The sequence below is a fragment of the Micromonospora echinospora genome, from assembly GCF_014203425.1.
GTDB classification, from domain to species: domain Bacteria; phylum Actinomycetota; class Actinomycetes; order Mycobacteriales; family Micromonosporaceae; genus Micromonospora; species Micromonospora echinospora_A.
The window spans coordinates 2,359,765-2,382,573 of sequence record NZ_JACHJC010000001.1; the positions used below are offsets into that span (position 1 = coordinate 2,359,765).

A 22,809-nucleotide genomic window follows, 5' to 3' on the forward strand; every position below is an offset into this window, starting at 1 on the left:
CATCCTGGGCGCCGCAACTCCAAGATCGACGAAGCGGAGGGCGTGGGCGGAGGCGGGGCCTGGCGGAGCGGGGCGAGGGCGAGAGCGCGGGCGGGCGAGGGTGTGAGGGGCGAAGGGCGGGCGCGCGGGGCGGCGGCGAGACGGGGTGCGGGCGTAGCCTGAGCGGACCGTCCACGGGGGAGGAACGCTGATGCGGTTCGTGGAGTCCGTCGAGATCGCCGCCGACGTCGACCGGGTCTGGGCGGTGCAGACCGACGTGGAGCGCTGGCCGGAGTGGACACCCTCGGTCACCGCCGCCCGACGGCTGGAACCCGGTCCGCTGGCGCTCGGTTCGACCGCGCGGCTGGAGCAGCCGCGCCTGCGTCCGGCGGTGTGGCGGGTCACCGAGATCGAGCCGCCGTACTCGTTCGTCTGGGAGTCGGCGAGCCCGGGCGTGCGCAGCCGGGGTGAGCACCGCCTCGTCGCGCTCGGCGACGGGCGGACCCGGGCCGAGCTGGCCCTGGTGCAGACCGGTCCGCTGGCCGGCCTGCTCGGGTTGCTCGCCGGCTCGACAATGCGGCGCTACCTGCGGCAGGAGGCGGACGGGCTCAGGCGCCGCTGCGAGCGGGACTGAGCGTCTTCTCCAGCACCGCGAGGCGGTTGCCGTTCTCGTCCGGCCGGTGCGCCACCACCCGGTAGCCGCGTCGCGCGTACAGGGCCAGGTTCGCCGCGCTGTCCGCGCCGGTGAACAGCGCGAACCGGGTCACCCGGTGCGCGCAGGCGTGCTCGACGGCGGCCAGCAGCCGCCCGCCGACGCCCCGGCCCTGCTGGTCCGGGGCGACCGAGAGGCGACCCACGTGGGCGGTGTCGCCGTCGACGCGGGCGCGTACCGAGCCGACCAGGCGGGGGCCGCTGCGCGCGGCGAGCACCACGTCCGGTCCGGCCAGCGCCGCCCGGACCTCGTCCAGCGTCTCGGTCAGCGGGGGCAGGAACACGTCCCGGTAGCGCTGCGCCTCCACCAGGTACGCGGCGCGCTGCACGGTGAGGATCTCACCGGCGTCGGCGACGTCGGCGGGCACGATGGTCACGTCGGTCACGGGCTCAGCTCACCACAGGCCGGGGCGGCCGTACCCTGGCGGGTGTTCCCCGTGAGCGAGGAGGTGGCCGCCGTGCCCGAGCTGACGTACCCCGAGGTGGGCGCGACCCGCGACGGCGGCCTGCCGGCCGGCTACCACCACCTGCGCCACCGGGTCCGGCTGCCGGACGGCGGCTTCCCGGTCGCGGCGGACGCGCTGCTGGGCTGGCGGTTGCACCGCGCCGCCGGTGTGGTGATGCGCGCGGACGCGCCGCGCGCGGCGCCCGGGGTACGGGTCACGCCGGGCCTCGGTGTCGGCCCGGTGCGGCTGTGGGGTCCGACCGAGGTGGTCTGGACGGTGGACGAGCCGGATCGGGCCGGCTTCGGCTACGGCACGCTGCCCGGGCATCCGGAGGTCGGTGAGGAGGCTTTCCTGGTGACCCGGGGCGCCGACGGCGTCTGGTTCGAGGTGACCGCGTTCAGCCGCCCCGCCCACTGGTATGTGCGGGCGGGCGGGCCGGTCGTGCTCGGCTTCCAGCGGGCGTACGCCTGGTGGCTGGGGCGGACGCTGCGGCGGCTGTGCCGGCGGCGCTGAGGCGGTCAGTACCGGGCGAAGGAGCGGATCGGGGCGCGCGGGCCGTACTTCGGCGCCTGCACACCTGCCGCCTCCAGCAGCACGCACACCCGGCCCCGGTGCCCCCGGAACGGCTCCAGCAGCGCCAGCATCCGGGCGTCGTCGCCGCGCGGCTCACCGGCCAGCGCCCAGGCCACGGTGTTCGGCACGTGGTAGTCGCCGACGCTGACCGCGTCCGGGTCGCCGTACGCGATCCGCACCACCTCGGCGGCGGTCCACGGCCCGATCCCGGGGATCGCGGTGAGCCGCCGGGTGGCCTCCGCCGAGTCGGCGCAGCGTTCCAGCCGGTCCGCGACGGCCGCCGCCCGCCGCAGCGTGTCGGCGCGTCGCTGCTCCACCCCGAACGGGTGGAACACCCAGTACGGCGTGGCCGCCACCGCGGCCGGCTCCGGCGGCAGCAGCAGCGGTTGCAGCGGGCCGGGGGCGGGCTCCCGGAAGTGCCGCACCGTCGCGGCGTACGCCCGGTACGCCTCCTTGCCGGTGACCTTCTGCTCGAAGACGGCCCGCAGCAGCCGGGGGAAGACCTGCCCGGTGGCGGGCATCCGCAGCCCGTGGTGGGTGTGCGCCAGCCGGGCCACCAGCGGGTGCGCGGCGGCCAGCGCGGCGAACCCGGTCAGGTCGTCGCGCAGCCCGGCGATCCGGTCGGCCCGCTCGACCACCCAGTCGGCGCCCGGGCCGTACCCCTCGGCCGTCAGCTCGCCGGTTTCCGGGCGTAGCGCCAGCGTGGCCGGGCCGTCCGGGGTGCGGGTGGCCCACCAGAACGTGCCGGCGGCGATCCGCGCGCACGGGTCGTACGGGCTGAACGTGAGCGCCCGCACCGACGCGGCCAGCCGGTAGCCGGCCGGGGGGCGCAGCGTGCGGCGTGCGGCGGGCGAGGTCATCCGGTCACTCTGCCACGCGGCCCGGCCGTGACGGCGGACACGCCGTGCCGGGAGGCGGGGCGATGCCGGTGCGCTCCGCCTCCCGGGTTTACGACGGTGACCGGCCGCGCCCTCCCGGCGGCGACCGGTCACCGTGACCTGGTACGTCAGTACGAGTAGTCCGACCCGCCGCCGGAGCTGTTCGAGCTGCCCGCCGCGGGCGGCGCGACCGCCTTGGGCGTGCCGGTCGGCAGGCAGGTCAGGTTCTTCTTGCCGTTGGGGTCGACCACGAACCAGGTGCCGCCGACGCCCTGGCCCTTCCACTGGCCCGGCTTCTTGTCGCCGATGTAGCGGTAGACCGGCCAGCCGCCGATGGTGAGCTGCCGCGTGCCGTCCTGGCGGGTGATGGTGCCGACCTTGTCGTCGGAGACGCCACGCAGCTTCGGGTTGCCGTCGGTGAGCGACGGCGGCCAGACCTCGGCGCACTTGTCCACGCAGTTGGACTGCGGCGGGTCGTCGGAGTCCTTGTCGAACCGGTACAGCACCCAGCCGTCCTGGTCGGTGACGACGCGGCCCATCCGGGGCAGCTTCTTGCCGACCAGCTCGTCGGTGATCTTCACGTTGGCCGGGGGCGCCTTGTCCGCGACCGGCTTCTCCTCGGGAGCCGCCGACGCCTCCGGCTCGGCCGCCGCGGTGGGTTCGGCCGCGGCGACGGCGACCGGCTCGGCCGCGCTCGAGTTCGCCCCGTTGTAGCCTGCGGGGGCGCAGGCCGTAAGTGCGACCATCGCGCTCGCGACGATGACGATCGTCCGCTTGTGGTGTGCCACGTGCCCTCCTCGTTCTTGGCAGTTCGCCGAGTAGTACGGGCGCAGCACTGTCAAGGTTGAAGTCGAAACGGTGGCACATTTCACAGTGGACTGATTGAACCGTTAGCCGTCCTGGCGCGTGCGTCAGCACGAGGGGGTCTGCCGGCCCGGACACGACACGACGGCGCCGGGCGGTCCAGCCGCCCGGCGCCGTCGTCGTACCGGATCAGATGTCGTCCACCGTCACCAGCGGACTCGCCACCCCGTTCGCGTCGACCGACTGCACCTGAAGCTTGTCGATGTCGCGCACCGGGGCAGAGGTGGACGCGGTCAGCTCCAGCGGAAGCTGGTTCTGGTTCGTGCCGTACCCGCCGGCCGGCACCGACCAGGTGGAGATGACCTCGCTGGTGGCGTTCTTGCGCACCACCACCAGCCGGCAGACACGCGGCCCGGGCAGGCGGCTCAGCTGCACGGAGACCTGCGTGCCGTACTCCTTGCGCGCCAGCCACATGGTGGTCTGCACGCCGGTGCCCGCGTCGGTGGCGTTGTGCTGGTCGCCCTCGATCGGCTTCTCCCCGCCGACGCCCGGATCGTTCGGGTTGCCCGGCTCGCCGCTCGGCGCCGCGGTCGGCGCGGTCTGCGTCGGCCCGGCCTGCGGCGTCGGCGCCGGCTCGCCGCCGAGCATCCCGGCGGCGACCCCGCTCAGGCCGCCGAACACCACCACTGCCGCCGCTGTCGCCAGCAGCTGCCGCACCCGGGTACGACGGCGGTCCCGCCGCACCGCCACCAGCGTCCGGTCCAGCAGCGCCGGATCGGTGTGCGTCTGCTCCAGCGCGGCCATCGCCTCGCCGTCGATGCCGGAGAGCAGCCCCACCACCGGGACCATCGTCTCCAGTTCCGCCGCGCAGGCCCAGCAGGTGGCCAGGTGCTCCTCGAACCGCTCCGCGTCCTGCGCGTCCAGCACGCCGAGCGCGTACGCGGCGACGTCCATGTGGTCGGCCCGGCTCATTCGGTCACCCCCCTCTCCTGCAGAGCAGTACGCAGCGCGCGCAGCGCGTAGTAGACCCGCGACTTGGCGGTGCCGAGCGGAAGCCCCAGCTCCTCGGCCGCCTCCGGTACGGTGCGCCCCCGGAAGTACGTCGCCACCAGGATCTCCCGGTGCGACTGGCTCAGCGTACGCAGCGCGTCCGCGACGGTCATCGTGCGCAGCACCCGGTCGGTGCTGTCCGACTCGGCGAACATGGTCAGATCCCGGTCGTACGTCTCGGGCGGGCGGGCCTGCTCGCTGCGGTGCTCGTCGATGGCGATCCGCCGGGCCACGGTGACCAGCCACGGGCGCAGCGAGCCCTGGCCCTGCACGCCGAGCCGGTGCGCGTTGCGCCAGGCCCGCAGCAGCGTCTCCTGGACGATGTCCTCGGCGCGCTGCCGGTCCCCGCCGGTCAGCCGCATCACGAACATCAGCAGCGGGCCGGCGTGCTCGGCGTACAGCAGGCGGATCAGCTGGTCGGAGTGGCTCGCCTCGGCGGAGGTCGCCTGGTGGCGTCCGGGAGCGGGTCGCGGCGGCACCGGGTCATTCTGGCGATCGGCGGGCCGGGCGTCGACCCCCCGGCGTGAACGCGAGGCGCGCGAGTGTGGTTGTGCCCGGGCGAACATCCACTCGGGCCGCGCCACTTCGCCGTGCCAGCCGGCCGCCACCGCATGCATGCAGACCTCCGCTGTCCGATGACATCAGCCGGCCCCCCACGGGCATGGCCGCCCGGGGATACGCAGCCACCAGCCGATCGGATCAACGTTTAACGGAAAAAATTCCCGGCGGCGGGGGAGTGGAGTCGACGGCGTCCGCGTCGTGGACCGCCGCCGCGCCGCCGGTGAACCGGTCCAGCTCCGCGCCGGCGAGCACACGGCCGGGGAACCAGTCGCCGGCCGCCCGCCGGGTCAGCTCCGGCACCGGCGGCTCCACCCGGGACGCCACCAGCACCAGGTTGCCGTACCGGCGGCCGCGCAGCACCGCCGCGTCGCCGACCAGGCACGCCCGGGGCAGCACGGTACGCACGGTCGCGACCTGCGCCTTCGCGTGCCGCAGCGGCGGGCCGTCGGCCACGTTCGCCAGGTAGCTGCCGCCGGGCGCCAGCACCCGGGCCACCTCGGCGGCGTACTCCACCGAGGTCAGATGCGCCGGGGTACGGGCGCCGGCGAACACGTCCGCCACGATCACGTCGTACGCGCCGTCGCGGCTCGACGTCAGCGTGGCCCGCGCGTCGGCCACCCGTACCCGCAGGCGCGGATCGGACGGCCAGGGCAGCTCGCGGCGGACCAGCTCCACCAGCGCGCCGTCCACCTCGGACACCCGCTGCGTCGAACCCGGGCGGGTGGCCTGCACGTACCGGGGCAGGGTGAGCGCGCCGCCGCCCAGGTGCAGCACCCGCAGCGGCGCCCCGGCCGGCGCCACCAGGTCCAGCGCGGCGGCGAGCCGCCGGACGTACTCGAACTCCAGGTGAGCCGGGTCGGTCAGATCCACATGCGACTGCGGCGCGCCGTCCAGCAGCAGCGTCCACGAGCCCGGGCGGTCGACGTCCGGCACCAGCTCGGCCCGCCCGGTGTCGACGTCGGCCACCACCCGGTCGGAGTCGCGTCGCCGGCCCATCAGCGCCGCATCCCGCGCGCCGCCGCGGTGAGCACCCGGTGCAGCAGCCGCGCGTCGCCGAGCATGCCGCGCAGCCGGCGTTCCAGCCCGGCGATCGGCACCAGGTTCTGCGGGGCACGCGGATCCTTGTACGGGGTGGAGGCGAACCGGGGCAGCGTCACCAGCGACAGGTCGGCCAGCGCGACCGCCTCCGGCACGGTCAGGTCGGCCGAGCACTCCACCCGTACGATCCCGGCCCACGGCGCGCCGGCGCGCACCGGCAGCCGCAGGTACCACGACCAGCCGCCCCACGCCGTGCCCAGCCGGAACACCGGGCAGCGCTCACCCGGCGCCAGCCCGGTCACCACAGCTGTCAGCCGCGCGTCGAGGTACTGGCTGTGCTGCGTCTTGATGTACCCGAGCGTGCGCGGCAGGTTCCGCCGGCTGCGCAGCGGGCCGTCCACCACCAGCAGGTCGCCGTCGGTGCGTACCGCGTCCGAGACGGCCACCTCCAGCGCGGTCAGCGGCGCCTGCACCGCGGCGGGCAGCTTGCTCAGCTCGCCGGTGCCGCTGACCCGGTGCACCGGGTAGCGGACCGTGCCGGCGACCACGTCCTGCGCCGACGGGCTCGCGGTGAACAACCCCCGGCCGACCCGGGCGCCGGCCAGCTCGGCGGCGCCCCGGTCCAGGTCGCAGCGGACCACCCCGGCCGCGTACGAGGCGGCGATGCCGGGGAACGACCCGCCGTCCTCCTCGGCCGTCCAGATGCTGGCGTCGATCCGGCGTACCCCGTCGACCAGCAGCACCACGTCCGGCGACCGCACCCCGGCGCGGAGACCGATCGCCCGCCAGTCGGTGGCCGGCAGCTCGACGTCGGCGTCCACCTGGGCGCTGCTCGGCGCGGCCGGACCGGCCCCACCGGCCGCCTCGAACGACGCGCCGTACGCCGGATCCCACGCGTCGACGAAGAACGCCGGCGACGGCCCGGTCACGCGGCGCTCCACCGGACCGTGCCGGTCACAGGCCGGTCCGTTCCACGCGGGCCGTCCGCGCGTCCTTGCGCACCTCGAACCGGACCGGGATCCGCTCGGCCAGCGCCGGCACGTGGGTGACCACGCCGACCATCCGGTCGCCGCGGGCGGCCAGGTTCTCCAGCGTGGCCGCGACCGTGTCCAGCGTCGCCGCGTCCAGCGTGCCGAAACCCTCGTCCAGGACGATCGACTCCAGGCTGGCGGCGGTGGTGGACATGCCGGCGAGCTGCTCGGACAGCGCCAGCGCCAGCGCCAGCGACGCCTGGAACGTCTCCCCGCCGGACAGCGTGCGCACCCCGCGCCGCAGCCCGGCGTCGTGGTGGTCGACCACGAAGAACTCGCCCTTGTCGTGCACCAGGTCGTACTGCCCGCCGGACAGCTCCCGCAGGATCCGCGACGCGCCGTCGACCAGCAGGTCCAGCGCCTCGGTGAGCAGCCAGCGCTCGAAGTTGTTGGCCCGCAGGTGCGAGGCGAGCGCGCGGGCCACCCGCGCCTCGTGCTCGTGCCCGGCCCGCTGCTCCCGCAGCTCGGCGGCCTGCTCGCGGCGTTCGTCCAGGCGGCGCAGCTCCGCCTCGGCCCGCTCCACCGCCACCGCCGCGTCGCGCGGCGCGTCCTGCGGCGCGTCCAGCCCGGCCGCGGTGAACAACGCGGCGATCCGGCCGGCGACCTCGGCCGCGGCCCGCTGCGCCGCGTCCACCGAGCCGGCCAGCCCGTCCCGGTCGGCGCGCCGCGCCCGTGCCTGCTCGTCCGCCCAGCCGGCCAGCGCCGCCCACGCCGCTGCCACGTCGTCCCGGTCGGCGGCCGGCGGCCCGAACCGGGCCAGCCCGTCGCGTACCGCGTCGAAGTCACGCCAGGCCCGGCGCAGCCGATCCTGCGCGGTGTCGAGCGCGCCCCGTGCCCGCCGGGCCGCCTCCCGGCCGGCCCGCACCGCGCCCGCCGCCTCCTCCAAGGCCGCGCGCAGCCGGGCGTGCTCGGCCAGCGACTCGCGCAGCCGCTCCGGCGCGGGCGCGTCCGCGAGCTGCCCGTCCAGCTCCGCCAGGCGCGCGCCGAGCTGATCGTGCTGGGTGCGGGCGCGCAGCAGCACCCGGTCCAGCTCGCGCGCGGCGGCGTCGCGTTCCTGCACCACCCGCCTGGCCGCCTCGCTCGCCGCCCGCGCCGACTTGCCCGCCTCGATCGCCCGGCTCACCGCCGAGCCCTTCGGCACCGGCGGCACGGCGGTGACCGTCTGCTCGCACACCGGGCAGGGCGCGCCGTCGACCAGGTGCGCCCGCAGCGCCACCGCCTGGTCGGCGGCCTTCGCCTCCTCGTGCGCGCGGAACGCCGCCTCCAGCTGCGCCTCGGCCCGCTGCGCGTCCGCGCCCGCCGCCGTCAGCGCCGCCACCGCGGCGTCGTGCTCGGTGCGCGCCGCGTCCACCGCCGCGCGGACCGTCGCCGCCTCCGCGGTCAGCCGGTCCCGGTCCGCGTACGCCTTCAGGTGCAGCCGCAGCGCGCTCTCGTCACCGGCGGCGGCCATCTCCCCGCGCAGCTTCTCCTCGCGCTCCTCGGCCAGCCCGACCGCGCCCGCTGCCTCGTCGGCGGCCACCCGGGCCTGCGCCACCGCCCGCGCCAGCTCGGCGGTGCCGTCCGGCGGTCGGACCCCGGCCAGCACACCCAGCTCGGCGTCGAGGGCGGCCAGCGCCGCGGCCCGCTCACCCGCCGTCGCCCGGGCCTGCTCCCACTCGGGTACGGCGGCAGCGACCGCCGCGGCCAGTTCCCGCATCGCGCCCACGCGCTCCCGGGCGGCGGCCAGGCTCTCGTCGTCCACGTCGGCGAGCCCGCCGAGCATCTTGTCGACGGTCTCCAGCTTCGCCTCGGCCTGCCCGGCCCGCTCGACCGCCTTCTTCTGCACCGACTCGTAGACGCCCAGCCCGAGCAGGTTCACCAGGATCTGCTGCCGGGTGGCCGGCTTCGCGTGCAGGAAGTCGGCGAACTGCCCCTGCGGCAGAACCACGCAGGAGGTGAACTGCTCGTACGGCAACCCGACCGCGTCGAGCACCGCCTGCTCCATCTCGGCCGGGGTGCCGGCCACCACCTCGCCCAGATCGTCCGGGCTGAGCCCGGTGTCGAGCTTGGTGACGTCGAACCCCGGCGGCATGAGCTGGAGACCGGCGTTCGCCGTCTTCACGGTGCCCCGCCCGTCCCGGCGCACCACCCGGGTCGCCACGTAGCGGTCCCCGGCGGACTCGAAGACCAGCCGGACCCGCGCCTCGGTCGTCGACGGCGCCAGCGCGTTCGCCAGCCCGCGCGTGCCGCCCCAGCGCGGCACCGTGCCGTAGAGGGCGAAGCAGATCGCGTCGAGCACCGTCGACTTGCCCGAGCCGGTCGGCCCGACCAGCGCGAAGAAGTCGGCGTCGGTGAAGTCGACAGTCGTCTCGTCGCGGAACACCGTGAACCCGGCCATGTCCAGCCGCATCGGCCGCATCAGTGCTCCACCTCCTCCAGCAGTTCGTCGAAGAGCTCCCGGACACCCTCGTCGGCGTGCCCGCGGCTGTCCAGGTAGTCGCCGAACAACTCGCCCGGCGACCGCCCGGCCCGCTGGGCGGTACGTGTTCCGCTGCCCGGCGCGGGCACCATCTCCGGGTCGATCCGGATCTCCAGAGCCCGGGGCAGCATCTCCTGCACCTCCTCGCGCAGCCCGGCCCGGGGCTGCTCCCGGACGTAGACGCGCAGCCACCCTTCCGGCGGCTCGACCTCGGCGAGCTGCGCGAGCGTGCCGCGTACCGTGCGCAGCGGCACCGCGCCCGGCACCGGCACCTCCCGGACGCGGGCGGCGGTGGTCGCGGTGACCTCCACGATCGTCACCGAGCAGACGTTCTCCTGCTCGCCGAAGTCGACAGCCAGCGGGCTGCCGCTGTAGCGGATCGGGCAGGGGCCGATGACCCGCTGCGAGCGGTGCAGGTGACCCAGCGCCACGTAGTGCGCGTTGCCGGGGAAGACAGTGGCCGGGACCGCGTACCCGAGCACCGTGTGCGCGTCCCGCTCACCGCCGCCGGTGCTCGCGCCGACCACCGTGAGGTGCGCGGTGACCAGGTGCACCCGGTCCGGCTCGGTGAACCCCTCGGCGAGCCGGTCCAGTACCCGGCCCAGGTGGTCGGCGTACGTCTGGTTGGCCTCGGCCGGGGTGAGCGTGTACATCTCCACCGCGCGCACCGCGTACCGCTGGGACAGGAACGGCAGCGCGGCGAGCCGCCAGCGCTCCCCGCCGGCGGTGACCCCGTCGATGACGTGCTCGTCGGGGTTCTCCCGGACGCTGCCGCGCAGCGTGATCCCGGCGGCCTCGGCCCACGGGCGCAGCGCGTCCAGCGCCGCGCCGTTGTCGTGGTTGCCGCCGATCGCCACCACGTCGGCCCCGGTCCGCCGCAGCGCGGTGAGCGCCCGGGTGACCAGCCGCGTGGCCTCCGGGGTGGGCGCGGCGGTGTCGTACAGGTCACCGGCGACGACGACCAGGTCGGGGCGTTCGCGCTGGGCGATCTCGATCACCTGGGCGAGGACCTGCTTGTGCTCCTCGGCCCGGGACTGCCCCTTGAGGACCTTGCCGACGTGCCAGTCGGAGGTGTGCAGGATCTTCATCTGGGTGCCGCCTAGAACGGGATGTCGTCGTCGGAGGAGCCGGAGCCGACCACCGCGAACGGATCGGCGGCCTGGGTGATCGACCGTAGCGTCTCCGAAGGCGCGCGGCCCGCCTCCGAGACCCGGGTGGCCCACGCCGGGAACGGGAACTCCAGGCAGAGCGGCACCGGGATGTCCGGCTGGTTGACGAACATCGTGCCCGGCTTGGCCAGCAGCGCCCGCTGCCGCTGGGCGGGCGGCAGGAAGCCGTACTCCGGGCGGGACGCCTCGGCCGGGTCGAGCCGGCCCACCACCCGGATCGCCGAGTTGGTGACGATCCGCCGCTCCACCTCGCTGGCGGTCTGCTGCGCGCCGACCAGGATCACGCCCAGCGAACGGCCCCGCTCGGCGATGTCGAGCAGCACCTCCTTGATCGGCGACGAGCCCTCCCGCGGCGCGTACTTGTTCAGCTCGTCCAGCACGACGAACAGCAGCGGCTTGGCGGTGCCCGCCTTCTCCTTGCGCTCGAACTCGCTCTTGAGCGTCACACCGACCACGAACCGCTGCGCGCGATCCGGCAGGTTGTGCAGGTCGACCACAGTCACCTGGGCGCTCTCCGCCGTGTTGATCGAGTGCGGGCGGCGGGTGGCCAGGTCGCCCCGGATCAGCCGGCCCAGGTCCTTCTTGCTGCCGATCAGCCGGCGGGCGAACGCGTTCACAGTGCCCAGCCCGACCGCGCTGCCGGCCCACTCGCCGCGCGTCTCGTCGTCGTTGAGCTGGTCGACCACGTGGTCGACCAGATCGGCGTACGAGCCGAGCCGCACCCCGTCGATGCTCACCCCGCCGTCGGCGGGCTGGGCGTAGCGGGCCAGGTGCGCGGCGACCGAGTGGACCACCATCGTGTACTGCTGGCGCTCGTCGTCGGCGTCGGCGAACACGTACGGCAGGAGCCGGTCGGCGCAGAACTCGGACAGCGTCCAGTAGAAGCTGTCCACGCCGGTGAGCCGGCTGCTCACATCGGGTGTGCCGGAGGAGTCGCCGACCCGCGGCGGGGCGTACACCCGCACGTCCGGGAACGCGCCGGCATCCAGGCCCAGCTTCGCGTACGCCGCCCGCGTCGGGTCGTCGAGCCGGCTGTTCGGGTGGTCGAGGAAGAGCAGGTCCTCGCCCTTGACGTTGAAGATCAGCGCCTTGGCGTTCACCGCGTCGCCGCCCAGCACGCCGGAGCGGAACACCGAGTAGAGCAGGAACGTGGCGAAGCTCGTCTTGGTGGCGACACCGGAGATGCCGGAGATCGACACGTGCGCGCCCCGGGTGCCGTCGAGGAAGTCGGCGTTGAGGTAGACCGGCACCCCGTCGCGGCCCATCCCCATCGGGATCCGCCGCTCCATCCGGTCGAAGTGCAGCGCCCGCGCCCGCGCGTCCCCCTCGGCCCGGTGCACCACAGCGCCCGGCGTCGGCGGCACGTAGAACTCCGGGTCGACCCGGGTGGTGGTGACCTCGGCGGCCTCCTGCACCTGCGCCGGCAGCGTGCCGTCGGCGATGGCGAAGACGTCGGAGTCGAACTGCGCCCCCTCGTGCCGGGCGCGCACCTGGGTCACCACCCCGGCGATCGTCACCGGCTCCCGGTCGGGCAGCTCCCGGCGGGTCACCACCACGTCGTCCAGCTGCAGGTAGCTGCCCGGCGCGACAGCCGTCCAGAAGGTGAGCGGGGTGGCGTCGGCGGTGCCGAGCACCCGGCCGACACCCTCGCCGGGCCCGTCGAGCTGGTCGTCGGTCATCGGCGGTCTCCGGTCGGCTGGTCGTACCGTTGGCGGTGCACGTCGTGCATCCTGCCCGAGGGATGCGACAGGTTGCCACGCGACGCGGCGGACGCCACGCCGGCCGTGCGCCGAACGGTAGCCGCCCGGATCCGCCCGGCCACGGTGCGTACGTTTCCGCCCGCTCCGGCGCTGTCTCGGGCCCCCCGGCCCGGCCGGCTCGGTGGAACGCCATGGGTGTCTCCGCGCGCTTTTGACACCCATGACGTTCCACTCGCCCGCGCACCCCGGTTGCTTGGCAAGTTTCCGTCAACTGTGAGCGACAAGTCGCCAAGATCGCCGCTCGGCGCGAGAGCCGCTCCAAATGTCGAGACCCGCGTCCCGCTCTCCGGGAGCGCGGCCGGCTGGGTGCTGGTCAGGCGGCGGGGGCGGCGCCGGCGGGTGGCGGGTCGGCGGGGTCGCGGGCGTACCGCAGCATGAGCACCCCGTCGGCGGCCGCCAGCACGTGACGCAGCGGCAGGTGACGCGGGGCGCTGGCGTCCCCGGCGGTGATCCGGCCCGGGCCGGCGCCGGCGAGCAGGGGCGCCACGGTCAGGCACAGCTCGTCGACGAGGTCGGCGGCGGTGAGCGCGCCGAACAGGTGCGGGCCGCCCTCGCAGAGCACCTGGTCCAGCCCGCGGCGGCGCAGCTCGGCCAGGCCGGCAGCGAGGTCGACCCGGCCGGTGCCGCGGCGGACCAGGTCGGCGACGTCGGTGAGGCCGGGCGGCGGTACGGCGTCGGCGTGGGTGAGCACCACCGGCCGGACCGGGGCGTCGGCGAACGCGGCCTGGGCCGGGTCGAGGTCGAGCGAGCCGGAGACGACCACGAGCGTCGGGAACTCGGCCAGCCCTCGTTCGCGGCGCCAGGCCCGGCGGTCCGGGCTCAGCCGGAGCGCCCGGTAGCCCTCGTGGCGCAGCGTGCCGGCGGCCACCACGAGAGCGTCGCAGAGCATCCGCAGCAGCCCGAAGACCCGCTTGTCGGGCTCGCCGGACAGCCCGGCGGAGTAGCCGTCCAGAGTGACCGCGCCGTCGGCGCTGGAGACGAAGTTGACCCGCAGGTGCGGGTGGGCCGCCCGGCCGTAGAGCGCGGTGAGTTCCGGGTCGGTCAGCGCGCCGGTGACGGGTGCGGGCCAGATCCGTTCGATCGGGGTTCCGACGCTCATTCGCCGGCCGGACCGGTGACCGGAGGGGTGGGTTCGGGGGTACGGTGCTGGCAGTCGCACCACTTCCGGCCAGGACAGTCGTCGTGCCGCCGTTCCCGGCAGGCTCGGCAGATCATGCAGGCAGCCTATGCCGAGGAAGGATGGGACGTCGTGTCGCGTCAGATCTTCCAGCTCATGGTGTCGCTGGCCGGGGTCCGGCCGCGGGTGTGGCGGCGGGTGCTGGTGCCCGGCGGCTACACGCTGGACCGGCTGCACCGGGTGATCCAGCACGCGATGGGATGGCGCGACTGCCACCTGCACTCGTTCGACGTGGACGGCCGGCAGTACGGCGAACCCGATCCGGGCGGCGAGCTGGTGCTGCGCGACTAGCTGGACGTGCGGCTGGACGCGCTGGCGGGCAAGGGCGACCGGTTCCGCTACACCTACGACTTCGGTGACTGGTGGGAGCACGACCTGGTGGTGGAGGACTGCTGCGCCGCCGACCCGGACGAGCGTTACCCGGTCTGCCTGGACGGGGAGCGGGCCTGCCCGCCGGAGGACGTGGGCGGTCCGGCCGGGTACGCGGCCCTGCTGGCCGCGCTCGCCGACCCGGCGCACCCGGAGCACCTGACGATGCGCGAGTGGGCCGGGCCGGCATTCGATCCGGCCGCGTTCGACAGCGACCGCGCCACCGTCCTGCTGCGCCGCTGCTGCTGACCGCGCCGCCCGCGCGCCGCTGATCGCGGGCTCCGAGGAGGGTCAGCCGACGGCGCGGTAACGAAATGGGAACGCTCCCAACGGTCTATTGACACCCCTGTCACCTCCCGGCAACCTCATGGGAGCGCTCCCGAGAGTGGCGCGGATCTCCCTCCTGCCCGCTCCGGCCCGCGCGACACGCACCCCCCACCACACAGCAGATATCGCCTCACCACCGAAAGAGGGGTCTCGGATGAGCGTCCCAATCCGTCGTCGGCGCTTCGCGGCCATCGCGCTCGCGTCCGTCGTCGTGCTCGGCACCACCGCCGCCTGCGGCGACGACTCGGACAGCGGCGACAGCGGCAGCGGCGGCGGCCCGATCACGCTGGTCGTCGACGTCTTCGGCGACCAGGGCTTCGGCTACGAAGAGCTGTACAAGCAGTACGAAGCGGAGCACACGAACGTCAAGATCCAGGAGCGGGGCAAGGGCCTCGGCCTCGGTGACTACAACACCCGCCTGACGCAGCAGATCACCGCCGGCTCGGGCGCCGGTGACGTGGTGGCCCTGGAAGAGGGCACGATCGTCCAGTTCTACGCCCAGGCCGACAAGTTCGTGAACCTCGCCGACCACGGCGCGAACGACCTCAAGGGCAACTTCCTGCCGTGGAAGTGGGAGCAGGGCACCACCCCCGACGGCAAGGTGCTGGGCCTCGGCACCGACGTCGGCTCGATGGCGCTGTGCTACCGCAGCGACCTGTTCAAGGCCGCCGGGCTGCCCACCGACCGCGAGCAGGTCGGCGCGCTCTGGCCGACCTGGGACGAGTTCATCGCCACCGGCCAGAAGTTCGCCGCCGCCGACAAGAAGCACAAGTTCGTCGACTCGGCGACCAACTTCTACAACGTGGTGCTGATGCAGGTCGCGGGCCAGGGCAGCGGCTACACGTACTACGACAAGAGCAACAAGATGGTCATCGACCAGAACGCTGACGTGAAGACGGCGTACGACCTCAGCACCAAGATGATCGCCGCCGGGCTGTCCAACAACCTCCAGTCGTTCTCCAACGAGTGGAACGCCGGCTTCAAGAACGGCACCTTCGCCACCATCGCCTGCCCCGCCTGGATGACCGGTGTCATCAAGGGCCAGGCCGGTGACGCGGCGGCCGGCAAGTGGGACATCGCCAAGGCGCCGGGCGCCGGTGGCAACTGGGGCGGTTCCTTCCTGGGCGTGCCGAAGTCGAGCAAGCACCAGAAGGAGGCCGCGGAGCTGGCCAAGTTCCTGACCAGCGCCAAGGGTCAGATCGGCGCGTACAAGGCGGTCGGCAACCTGCCGTCGAACCCGCAGGCGCTCACCGACCCGGCCGTTGCCGACTCGACCAACGACTACTTCAGCAAGGCCCCGGTCGGCAAGATCTTCGCCGCCGGCGCCACCGAGCTGAAGCCGGTCTACCTCGGCCCGAAGAACAACGCGGTCCGCACCGCCGTGGAGAACACGCTGCGCGCCGTGGAGCAGGGCAAGTCGGCCGGCGACCAGTGGCAGGCGGCCTTGAAGAACGGTGCGGCCGCCGGTAAGTGACCGGTTGAGCCGCCCGCGGGTGGCGTCGGCAGCCCACGCTGCCGGCGCCACCCGCGGTGCCCGCAGAGTCCGGCGTCGCCCGTGTGGCGGGTGACACCGGCCGAGGAGAAGGACTCCCAATGAGCCTCGACCTGCACGCCGCGGCGCCGCCCGAGCCCGGCGCGCCGCGCTCCGCACGGCACACACGCCGCCGCGCCGCCTCGATGACCCGGCTGGACCTGAAGTACTCGCCGTACCTGTACGTCCTGCCGTTCTTCGTGATCTTCGCCGTGTTCGGCGTGTACCCGATCGCGTACACGGTCTGGATCGCGTTGACCGACCGGTCGCCGCTGAACCCGACGATCTCCTTCGTCGGGATGGACAACTTCGTCGAACTGATCACCGAGGACCCGCAGTTCTGGAACGCGGTGGTCAACACGTTCGGCATGTTCGCGCTCTCCACAGTGCCCCAGTTGCTGCTGGCGCTGATGCTCGCCAACGCGCTGAACCGGAAGCTGCGCGCGCAGACGTTCTTCCGGATGGCCATCGCGATGCCGATCATCACCTCGACCGCTGTGGTCGCGCTGATCTTTTCGATGCTCTACGCCAAGGACTTCGGCCTCGTCAACTGGCTGCTCGACAGCATCGGCCTGGACCCGATCGACTGGCGGGCGAACCGCTTCGCCTCATGGTTCGCCATCTCCACAATGGTCGACTGGCGGTGGGTCGGCTACAACGCGCTGATCTACCTCGCCGCCATGCAGTCGATCAGCAAGGACATGTACGAGGCCGCGGCGCTGGACGGCGCCTCCCGGCGGCGCCAGTTCTGGTCCATCACGGTCCCGCAGCTGCGCCCCACGATCATCTTCACGCTGATCATCTCCACCATCGGCGGCCTTCAGCTGTTCACCGAGCCGCTGCTGTTCACCAGCGGCTCGGGCGGTCTCTCCGGTGGTTCGGAGGGGCAGTTCCAGACCATCACGATGTACCTGCTCGACGTGATGAACCAGCGCTTCCGGTGGGGGTACGCCGGAGCGGTCGCGCTCGTGCTCTTCGTGCTCATCGCGTTGATGTCGGCGATCAACTACCTGCTCGCCCGCCGCATCAGCTCCGACAAGTGAGGTGACGAGATGACGACCACCGCGGTCCGCCCGCCCACCCGGCACAGCGCGCCGGTGAAGACCACCCACCGGGCCGAGCGGCTCTGGAAGGCCAGCCCGCTCACCATGATCGGCCTGATCTTCGGCGTGCTGCTCTCCCTGTTCCCGTTCTACTGGATGATCGTGATCGCCAGCCGGACGAACGACGCGGCCAACTCCTGGCCGCCGCCGTTCCTGCCCGGCGGCAAGCTCGGCGAGAACATCGAGCGGGTGCTCGCCAACAGCGACGCCAACATCCTCAAGGGCCTGATGAACTCGTTCCTGGTCTCCGGGACGATCACCGTCGCGACGGTGTTCTTCGGCTCGCTGGCCGGCTTCGCGTTCGCGAAGCTGCGCTTCCGGGGCAAGAACGCACTGCTGCTGATCATCCTCACCTCGATGATGGTGCCGATCCAGCTCGGCGTGCTGCCGCTGTACATCCTGATGGCCAAGCTCGACTGGCTGAACACCATGCCGTCGGTGACCGTTCCGTTCCTGATCGGCGGCTTCGGGATCTTCATGATGCGCCAGTACGCCGAACAGGCGGTACCGAACGAGTTGATCGAGGCTGCTCGGGTGGACGGCTGTTCCACCTGGCGGGTGTACTGGCACGTGGTGGCGCCCGCGCTGCGTCCGGCCGCCGCGGTGCTGGGTCTGCTGACCTTCATGGAGCAGTGGAACCAGTTCTTCTGGCCGTTCGTGGTGCTGGCCGACCCGTCCAACCCGACCGTCCAGATCTCGCTGCGCAGCCTCAACACCGCCTACTTCGCCGACAACTCGCAGATCTTCGCCGGTACGTTGATCGCGACCCTGCCCCTGTTCGTCGTGTTCGTTCTGTTCGGCCGCCAGATCATCGGCGGCATCATGGAAGGCGCCGTCAAGTCGTGAGCAACCCAGCAAGCCCGCCCGCCGTCGGTCTCCTCGACGCCGGTCCGGCCCTCACCTTCCCGCCCGACTTCCTCTGGGGCGCGGCCACCGCCGCGTACCAGATCGAGGGCGCGGCGGCGGAGGGTGGCCGTGCGCCGTCGATCTGGGACACCTTCAGCCACACCGAGGGGCGGACGGTGGCCGGGCACACCGGCGACGTGGCGTGCGACCACTACCACCGGATGCCGGACGACGTGCGGCTGATGGCCGACCTGGGCCTGCGGTCGTACCGCTTCTCGGTGAGCTGGCCGCGGGTGCAGCCGGGCGGCACGGGCGGCGTCAACCAGGAGGGCATGGACTTCTACCGCCGCCTGATCGACGAACTGCTCGGCCACGGCATCGAGCCCTGGCTGACGCTCTACCACTGGGACCTGCCGCAGCCGCTGGAGGACGCGGGCGGCTGGCCGGCCCGGGACACCGCCGGCCGGTTCGCCGAGTACGCGCACCTGGTCGCCGAGGCCCTCGGCGACCGGGTGAAGTACTTCACCACGCTGAACGAGCCGTGGTGCTCGGCGTTCCTCGGCTACGGCTCCGGCGTGCACGCGCCGGGCCGCTCCGACGGCGCGGACGCGCTGCGGGCCGGGCACCACCTGATGCTCGGTCACGGCCTGGCCGTGCAGGCGGTCCGCGCGGTCCGTCCGGACACGCAGCTCGGCATCACCGTCAACCTGTACCCGGTCACCCCGGCGACCGGCTCGGAGGCGGACGCCGACGCGGCCCGCCGGATCGACGCGCTGGCCAACCGGTTCTTCCTCGACCCGGTGCTGCGTGGCGCGTACCCCGCGGACCTCGTCGCCGACGTGCGCGGGCTCACCGACATGGGGCACGTGCGCGACGGTGACCTGGCGACCATCGCCACGCCGCTGGACATGGTCGGGATCAACTACTACAGCCGGCACGTGGTCGCCGCGCCGGTCGAGGGCGCGGAGCCGGAGCCCTACTGGCGGGCGCCGTCCTGCTGGCCGGCCAGCGAGGATGTCCGGTTCGTCACCCGGGGTGTCCCGGTGACGGACATGAACTGGGAGATCGACGCCCCGGGCCTGGTGGAGACGCTGGAGCGGGTCCACCGGGAGTACACGGACCTGCCGCTCTACGTCACAGAGAACGGCTCGGCGTTCGTCGACGAGCTGGTCGACGGCCGGGTGGACGACCCGGACCGGCTGGCCTACTTCGCCGCGCACCTGCGCGCGGCGCACGCCGCGATCGAGGCCGGCGTGCCGCTCAAGGGCTACTTCGCCTGGTCGCTGATGGACAACTTCGAGTGGGCCTGGGGCTACACGAAGCGGTTCGGCATGGTCTATGTCGACTACGACAGCCAGGCCCGGATCGTGAAGTCCAGCGCCAGGTGGTACGCCGACGTGATCCGACGCAACGGACTGCCCGCACAATAAGCTGGGCCAGCCAGTAACGGGCGGCCCGGCGCCGACGCCTCAATCGGTGCCGGGTCCGCCCGACCGTCGGAGGAGCAACAGACGATGACAACGCAGCGCACCCGCTCGCTCGGGCGTCCGACCCTCGACGCGGTCGCGGCTCGCGCCGGCGTCGGGCGCGGCACGGTCTCCCGCGTGGTCAACGGCTCGCCGCAGGTCAGCCCGGAGGCCCGGGCCGCCGTCCAGCAGGCCATCGCCGAGCTGGGGTACGTGCCGAACCGCGCCGCCCGTGCGCTGGTCACCCAGCGGACCGACTCGGTGGCCCTTGTCGTCTCCGAGTCGGGCGAGCGGGTCTTCACCGAGCCGTTCTTCGCGGCGATCGTCCGGGGCGTCAGCTCCGGGCTGGTGGAGACGCCGATGCAGCTCTGGCTGGCCATGGTGCAGTCGCCGATCGAGCGGGAACGGGTCGAGCACCACCTGACCAACCAGCACGTGGACGGCGTGCTCCTGCTCTCGCTGCACGACGCCGACCCGCTGCCCACGCTGCTGGAGGAGCGCGGCCTGCCGACGGTGCTCGGCGGCCGGCCGGCGCGGATGCTGCACCCGAACGCGCAGCCGGCGTGGTTCGTCGACATGGACAACGTCGGCGGCGCGCGGCAGGCGGTGGAGCACCTGTTCCGCAATGGGCGACGGCGGGTCGCCACCATCGCCGGCCCGCAGGACATGGGCGCCGGCCTGGCCCGGCTCTCCGGCTACCAGGAGGCCGTCCGCGCCGCGGGCGGCCGGGTCGACCCGGGCCTGATCGCGTTCGGGGACTTCAGCGAGGGCAGCGGCACCGCGGCGATGCGCCGGCTGCTGGACGTCTGCCCGGAACTGGACGCGGTGTTCGTCGCCTCCGACCTGATGGCGTTCGGCGCGTTGCGCGCGCTGCGCGAGGCCGGCCGCCGGGTGCCCGAGGACGTCGCGGTGATCGGCTTCGACGACGCCCCGATCGCGCGTCAGGCCGAGCCGCCGCTGACCACCGTGTTCCAGCCGGTCGAGGAGATGGGCCGGCAGATGGCCCGGCTGCTGGTCTCCCGCATCCGCGGCGAGGAGGTCCCCTCGCCGCACGTGCTGCTGGACACCGAGCTCATCCACCGCGCCTCCGCCTGACCCGCCCGTCCAGCAGGGAGCCGGTCAGGACCAGCGGCGCAGTTCCCGGCGGGCCAGCGAGGCGCGGTGCACCTCGTCCGGGCCGTCGGCCAGGCGCAGCGTGCGGGCCGCCGCCCACAGTTCGGCCAGCGGGGTGTCCTGGCTGACACCGGCCCCGCCGTGCGCCTGGATCGCCTTGTCGATCACCCACTCGGCCATCAGCGGCGTGGCGATCTTGATGGCCTGGATCTCGGTGTGCGCGCCCTTGTTGCCGACGGTGTCCATCAGCCACGCGGTCTTGAGCACCAGCAGGCGGGCCTGCTCGATGCGGACCCGCGACTCGGCGATCCACTCCCGCACCACGCCCTGCTCGGCGAGCGGACGGCCGAACGCCACCCGGTCGAGCACGCGCCGGCAGAGCAGCTCCAGGGCCCGCTCGGCCATGCCGACCAGGCGCATGCAGTGGTGGATGCGGCCGGGGCCGAGCCGGGCCTGCGCGATGGCGAACCCGGTGCCCTCCTCGCCGACCAGGTTCTCCACCGGCACCCGCACGTCGGTGAAGTCGATCTCGGCGTGCCCGCCGTGCGGGGCGTCGCTGTAGCCGAAGACACGCATCCCGCGTCGTACCGTCACGCCGGGGGTGTCCCGGGGCACCAGGATCATGCTCTGCTGGCGGTGCCGGTCGGCGTCCGGGTCGGTCTTGCCCATCACGATGAAGATCTCGCAGCGCGGGTCCATCGCCCCGGACGACCACCACTTACGGCCGTTGATCACGTAGTGGTCGCCGTCGCGGGTGATCCGGGTGCCGATGTTCGTCGCGTCGGAGGAGGCCACCTCCGGCTCGGTCATGCAGAACGCGGACCGGATCTCCCCGGCCAGCAGCGGCATGAGCCACTGCTTGCGCTGCGCCTCGGAGCCGAACTCGGCCAGCAGCTCCATGTTGCCGGTGTCCGGCGCGGCGCAGTTGAGCGCCTCCGGGGCCAGGTGCGGGCTGCGGCCGGTCAGCTCGGCCAGCGGCGCGTACTGCAGGTTGGTCAGGCCGGCGCCGTAGCGGGCGTCGGGCAGGAAGAGGTTCCACAGCCCGCGCTCACGCGCCTGCGCCTTCAGCTCCGCCATCACCGGCGGGCGGGCCCACGGGTCGCCGGCCGCGAGCACCTGCTCGTGGTGCACCGGCTCGGCCGGGTACACGCACTCGGTGAGGAACGCCTCCAGCCGTTGCCGCAGCTCGACCGTCCGGTCGTCGTACGCGAACTCCATCTAGTTCTCCCTCACCGCGCGCAGCCCGTGCGCCACGAGTGGCGCCACCATGTCACCGATCCGGTCGAAACCCTCGCCCAGCGTCTGCCCGAGCGTGTGCCGGTAGTGGATGCCCTCGCAGATCACCGCCAGCTTGAAACAGCCGAGCGCCACGTGCCAGTGCAGCGGCCCGACGTCGACGCCGGCGCGCCCGGCGTACCGCTCGATCAGCTCGGCGCCGATGGGGAAACCGGCGCGCGGGCCGATGCCGTCGGCCACCGGGTTGCCCTCGCCGTGGTCGCTGTCGCCCAGGACGTCCCAGTACGTCAGCAGCAGCCCGAGGTCGGCCAGCGGGTCGCCGAGCGTGGCCATCTCCCAGTCGAGCACCGCCCGCACCGCCACCGGGTCGACGGTGGCGAGCAGGTTGTCCAGCCGGTAGTCGCCGTGCACGATCCGGCCCGCGTTCGCGCCCTCGGGCACGCTCGCGGCCAGCGCGTCGCGCAGCTCGTCGATGCCGGGCAGCGGCCGGCTGCGGGAGCGGTCGAGCTGGCCGGCCCAGCGGCGTACCTGCCGGCCCAGGTAGCCGTCGGGGCGGCCGAAGTCGGCCAGGCCCACCTCGGCCGGCTCGACCCGGTGCAGCGTGGCGAGCGTGTCCATCATCGCCATCGCGAGGTCGCGCCGCTGCGCCGGCGTCAGCGCGTCGGTCTGCTCCCGCCGCCGGTAGACCTCGCCGTCGACCTTCGCCATCAGGTAGAACGGCGCGCCGATGACGCTCTCGTCGGCGCAGAGCAGCAGCGCCTCCGGCACCGGTACGCCGGTCGGCGCGAGCGCCGAGATCACCCGGTGCTCCCGGGCCATGTCGTGCGCGGTGGCCAGCACGTGCCCGAGCGGCGGCCGGCGCAGCACCACCTCGCGGTCGCCGGCGCGCAGCAGGTAGGTCAGGTTGGACTTGCCGCCGGCGATCAGCCGCGCCGACAGCGGGCCGGTCAGGCCCGGCCGGTGCGCGGCCAGGTAGGCGGTGAGCCGGTCGAGGTCGAGCCCGCGGGGTGCCGAGCCGGCCGAGAACCGGGCGACGGCGGCCGGATCGGTCATCCGAATAGTTGATGGCAGCTCAGCTTTGTTGTCAAGGTCAGGCTTTCCCGGCGGGACATGCCGCTGCAACAGGGGCGAAATGGTCAACCGGCAGGCTGGGCCCCAGCCTGTCGGCCGCCCGGCCGGCCCG

General features: G+C 73.6%; 20 protein-coding genes and 1 pseudogene. 8 read left to right on the top strand and 13 right to left on the bottom strand.

Annotated features, from left to right (window positions below; all coding sequences use genetic code 11):
- The first annotated feature begins 190 nt into the window (after positions 1–190).
- A complete protein-coding gene (locus FHU28_RS11220) occupies positions 191–613 on the top strand; it encodes an SRPBCC family protein (RefSeq protein ID WP_184683477.1) in 423 nt (140 codons plus the stop codon).
- Here FHU28_RS11220 and FHU28_RS11225 read toward each other — a convergent pair.
- A complete protein-coding gene (locus FHU28_RS11225) occupies positions 588–1,076 on the bottom strand; it encodes a GNAT family N-acetyltransferase (RefSeq protein WP_184683479.1) in 489 nt (162 codons plus the stop codon). The two genes, FHU28_RS11220 and FHU28_RS11225, sit on opposite strands and share 26 nt — an antisense overlap.
- A 51-nt stretch (positions 1,077–1,127) precedes the next feature.
- Between FHU28_RS11225 and FHU28_RS11230 the strand changes: the two genes are divergently transcribed.
- Positions 1,128–1,649 (top strand): DUF1990 domain-containing protein, encoded by a 522-nt coding sequence (locus FHU28_RS11230; protein ID WP_116511259.1) that lies wholly within the window; start codon positions 1,128–1,130, stop codon positions 1,647–1,649.
- 5 nt (positions 1,650–1,654) lie between these two features.
- Here FHU28_RS11230 and FHU28_RS11235 read toward each other — a convergent pair whose 3' ends face one another.
- The 10 genes from FHU28_RS11235 to FHU28_RS11280 form a co-directional block, all read right to left on the bottom strand.
- Positions 1,655–2,569 (bottom strand): DNA-3-methyladenine glycosylase family protein, encoded by a 915-nt coding sequence (locus tag FHU28_RS11235; protein ID WP_184683481.1) that lies wholly within the window; start codon positions 2,567–2,569, stop codon positions 1,655–1,657.
- Positions 2,570–2,715: 146 nt separating this feature from the next.
- The gene (locus FHU28_RS11240; RefSeq protein ID WP_184683483.1) at positions 2,716–3,375 is read right to left on the bottom strand and encodes a COG4315 family predicted lipoprotein; all 660 of its coding nucleotides are present in this window, start codon (positions 3,373–3,375) and stop codon (positions 2,716–2,718) included.
- Positions 3,376–3,580: 205 nt separating this feature from the next.
- Positions 3,581–4,363 (bottom strand): anti-sigma factor family protein, encoded by a 783-nt coding sequence (locus FHU28_RS11245; protein WP_184683485.1) that lies wholly within the window; start codon positions 4,361–4,363, stop codon positions 3,581–3,583.
- Entirely contained in the window at positions 4,360–5,058 is a 699-nt protein-coding gene (locus tag FHU28_RS11250) for a sigma-70 family RNA polymerase sigma factor (protein WP_184683490.1), read from the bottom strand. The genes FHU28_RS11245 and FHU28_RS11250 overlap by 4 nt, the downstream gene beginning before the upstream one ends.
- A gap of 82 nt (positions 5,059–5,140) precedes the next feature.
- On the bottom strand, positions 5,141–5,998 hold the full coding sequence (locus tag FHU28_RS11255; protein WP_184683493.1) for a spermidine synthase: 858 nt from the start codon (positions 5,996–5,998) through the stop codon (positions 5,141–5,143).
- A complete protein-coding gene (locus tag FHU28_RS11260; protein ID WP_184683495.1) occupies positions 5,998–6,969 on the bottom strand; it encodes a hypothetical protein in 972 nt (323 codons plus the stop codon). The genes FHU28_RS11255 and FHU28_RS11260 overlap by 1 nt, the downstream gene beginning before the upstream one ends.
- Positions 6,970–6,994: 25 nt before the next feature.
- The gene (locus FHU28_RS11265; RefSeq protein ID WP_184683498.1) at positions 6,995–9,469 is read right to left on the bottom strand and encodes an AAA family ATPase; all 2,475 of its coding nucleotides are present in this window, start codon (positions 9,467–9,469) and stop codon (positions 6,995–6,997) included.
- Positions 9,469–10,617 (bottom strand): exonuclease SbcCD subunit D, encoded by a 1,149-nt coding sequence (locus tag FHU28_RS11270; RefSeq protein ID WP_184683501.1) that lies wholly within the window; start codon positions 10,615–10,617, stop codon positions 9,469–9,471. The genes FHU28_RS11265 and FHU28_RS11270 overlap by 1 nt, the downstream gene beginning before the upstream one ends.
- 11 nt (positions 10,618–10,628) lie before the next feature.
- Positions 10,629–12,377 (bottom strand): ATP-binding protein, encoded by a 1,749-nt coding sequence (locus tag FHU28_RS11275; RefSeq protein ID WP_184683504.1) that lies wholly within the window; start codon positions 12,375–12,377, stop codon positions 10,629–10,631.
- A gap of 394 nt (positions 12,378–12,771) precedes the next feature.
- Positions 12,772–13,557 carry a pyrimidine reductase family protein gene (locus FHU28_RS11280; protein ID WP_184683507.1) on the bottom strand — a complete coding sequence of 262 codons (786 nt, stop codon included), beginning with the start codon at positions 13,555–13,557 and terminating at the stop codon, positions 12,772–12,774.
- Between the two features lie 150 nt (positions 13,558–13,707).
- Between FHU28_RS11280 and FHU28_RS11285 the strand changes: the two are divergent.
- The 6 genes and pseudogenes from FHU28_RS11285 (at position 13,708) to FHU28_RS11310 (ending at position 20,372) form a co-directional block, all read left to right on the top strand.
- Positions 13,708–14,253: pseudogene (locus FHU28_RS11285) on the top strand (plasmid pRiA4b ORF-3 family protein).
- A 232-nt stretch (positions 14,254–14,485) separates the two neighbouring features.
- Entirely contained in the window at positions 14,486–15,805 is a 1,320-nt protein-coding gene (locus tag FHU28_RS11290) for an ABC transporter substrate-binding protein (RefSeq protein ID WP_184683511.1), read from the top strand.
- 119 nt (positions 15,806–15,924) lie between these two features.
- Positions 15,925–16,905: a carbohydrate ABC transporter permease gene (locus tag FHU28_RS11295; RefSeq protein ID WP_043325606.1), complete on the top strand. Its 981-nt coding sequence runs from the start codon at positions 15,925–15,927 to the stop codon at positions 16,903–16,905.
- A 105-nt stretch (positions 16,906–17,010) separates the two neighbouring features.
- A complete protein-coding gene (locus FHU28_RS11300) occupies positions 17,011–17,811 on the top strand; it encodes a carbohydrate ABC transporter permease (protein ID WP_198937639.1) in 801 nt (266 codons plus the stop codon).
- Positions 17,808–19,241: a GH1 family beta-glucosidase gene (locus FHU28_RS11305; RefSeq protein WP_184683513.1), complete on the top strand. Its 1,434-nt coding sequence runs from the start codon at positions 17,808–17,810 to the stop codon at positions 19,239–19,241. The genes FHU28_RS11300 and FHU28_RS11305 overlap by 4 nt, the downstream gene beginning before the upstream one ends.
- An 84-nt stretch (positions 19,242–19,325) precedes the next feature.
- The gene (locus FHU28_RS11310; RefSeq protein ID WP_184683515.1) at positions 19,326–20,372 is read left to right on the top strand and encodes a LacI family DNA-binding transcriptional regulator; all 1,047 of its coding nucleotides are present in this window, start codon (positions 19,326–19,328) and stop codon (positions 20,370–20,372) included.
- Between the two features lie 24 nt (positions 20,373–20,396).
- Here the strand turns inward: FHU28_RS11310 and FHU28_RS11315 are convergent, their stop codons facing one another.
- Positions 20,397–21,608, bottom strand: a complete 1,212-nt coding sequence (locus FHU28_RS11315; RefSeq protein WP_184683525.1) for an acyl-CoA dehydrogenase family protein — start codon at positions 21,606–21,608, stop codon at positions 20,397–20,399.
- Positions 21,609–22,679 (bottom strand): phosphotransferase family protein, encoded by a 1,071-nt coding sequence (locus FHU28_RS11320; protein WP_184683527.1) that lies wholly within the window; start codon positions 22,677–22,679, stop codon positions 21,609–21,611. It lies immediately after the preceding gene.
- Positions 22,680–22,809 lie beyond the last annotated feature (130 nt).

Bases quoted from the DNA above. Each gene is read 5' to 3' on its own strand.
- FHU28_RS11275 (WP_184683504.1), bottom strand. From the start codon at position 12,377: ATGACCGACGACCAGCTCGACGGGCCCGGCGAGGGTGTCGGCCGGGTG.
- FHU28_RS11290 (WP_184683511.1), top strand. From the start codon at position 14,486: ATGAGCGTCCCAATCCGTCGTCGGCGCTTCGCGGCCATCGCGCTCGCG.
- FHU28_RS11220 (WP_184683477.1), top strand. From the start codon at position 191: ATGCGGTTCGTGGAGTCCGTCGAGATCGCCGCCGACGTCGACCGGGTC.
- FHU28_RS11295 (WP_043325606.1), top strand. From the start codon at position 15,925: ATGAGCCTCGACCTGCACGCCGCGGCGCCGCCCGAGCCCGGCGCGCCG.
- FHU28_RS11300 (WP_198937639.1), top strand. From the start codon at position 17,011: ATGATCGGCCTGATCTTCGGCGTGCTGCTCTCCCTGTTCCCGTTCTAC.
- FHU28_RS11315 (WP_184683525.1), bottom strand. From the start codon at position 21,608: ATGGAGTTCGCGTACGACGACCGGACGGTCGAGCTGCGGCAACGGCTG.
- FHU28_RS11280 (WP_184683507.1), bottom strand. From the start codon at position 13,557: ATGAGCGTCGGAACCCCGATCGAACGGATCTGGCCCGCACCCGTCACC.
- FHU28_RS11235 (WP_184683481.1), bottom strand. From the start codon at position 2,569: ATGACCTCGCCCGCCGCACGCCGCACGCTGCGCCCCCCGGCCGGCTAC.
- FHU28_RS11255 (WP_184683493.1), bottom strand. From the start codon at position 5,998: ATGGGCCGGCGACGCGACTCCGACCGGGTGGTGGCCGACGTCGACACC.
- FHU28_RS11270 (WP_184683501.1), bottom strand. From the start codon at position 10,617: ATGAAGATCCTGCACACCTCCGACTGGCACGTCGGCAAGGTCCTCAAG.
- FHU28_RS11310 (WP_184683515.1), top strand. From the start codon at position 19,326: ATGACAACGCAGCGCACCCGCTCGCTCGGGCGTCCGACCCTCGACGCG.
- FHU28_RS11320 (WP_184683527.1), bottom strand. From the start codon at position 22,679: ATGACCGATCCGGCCGCCGTCGCCCGGTTCTCGGCCGGCTCGGCACCC.
- FHU28_RS11250 (WP_184683490.1), bottom strand. From the start codon at position 5,058: ATGCATGCGGTGGCGGCCGGCTGGCACGGCGAAGTGGCGCGGCCCGAG.
- FHU28_RS11265 (WP_184683498.1), bottom strand. From the start codon at position 9,469: ATGCGGCCGATGCGGCTGGACATGGCCGGGTTCACGGTGTTCCGCGAC.
- FHU28_RS11245 (WP_184683485.1), bottom strand. From the start codon at position 4,363: ATGAGCCGGGCCGACCACATGGACGTCGCCGCGTACGCGCTCGGCGTG.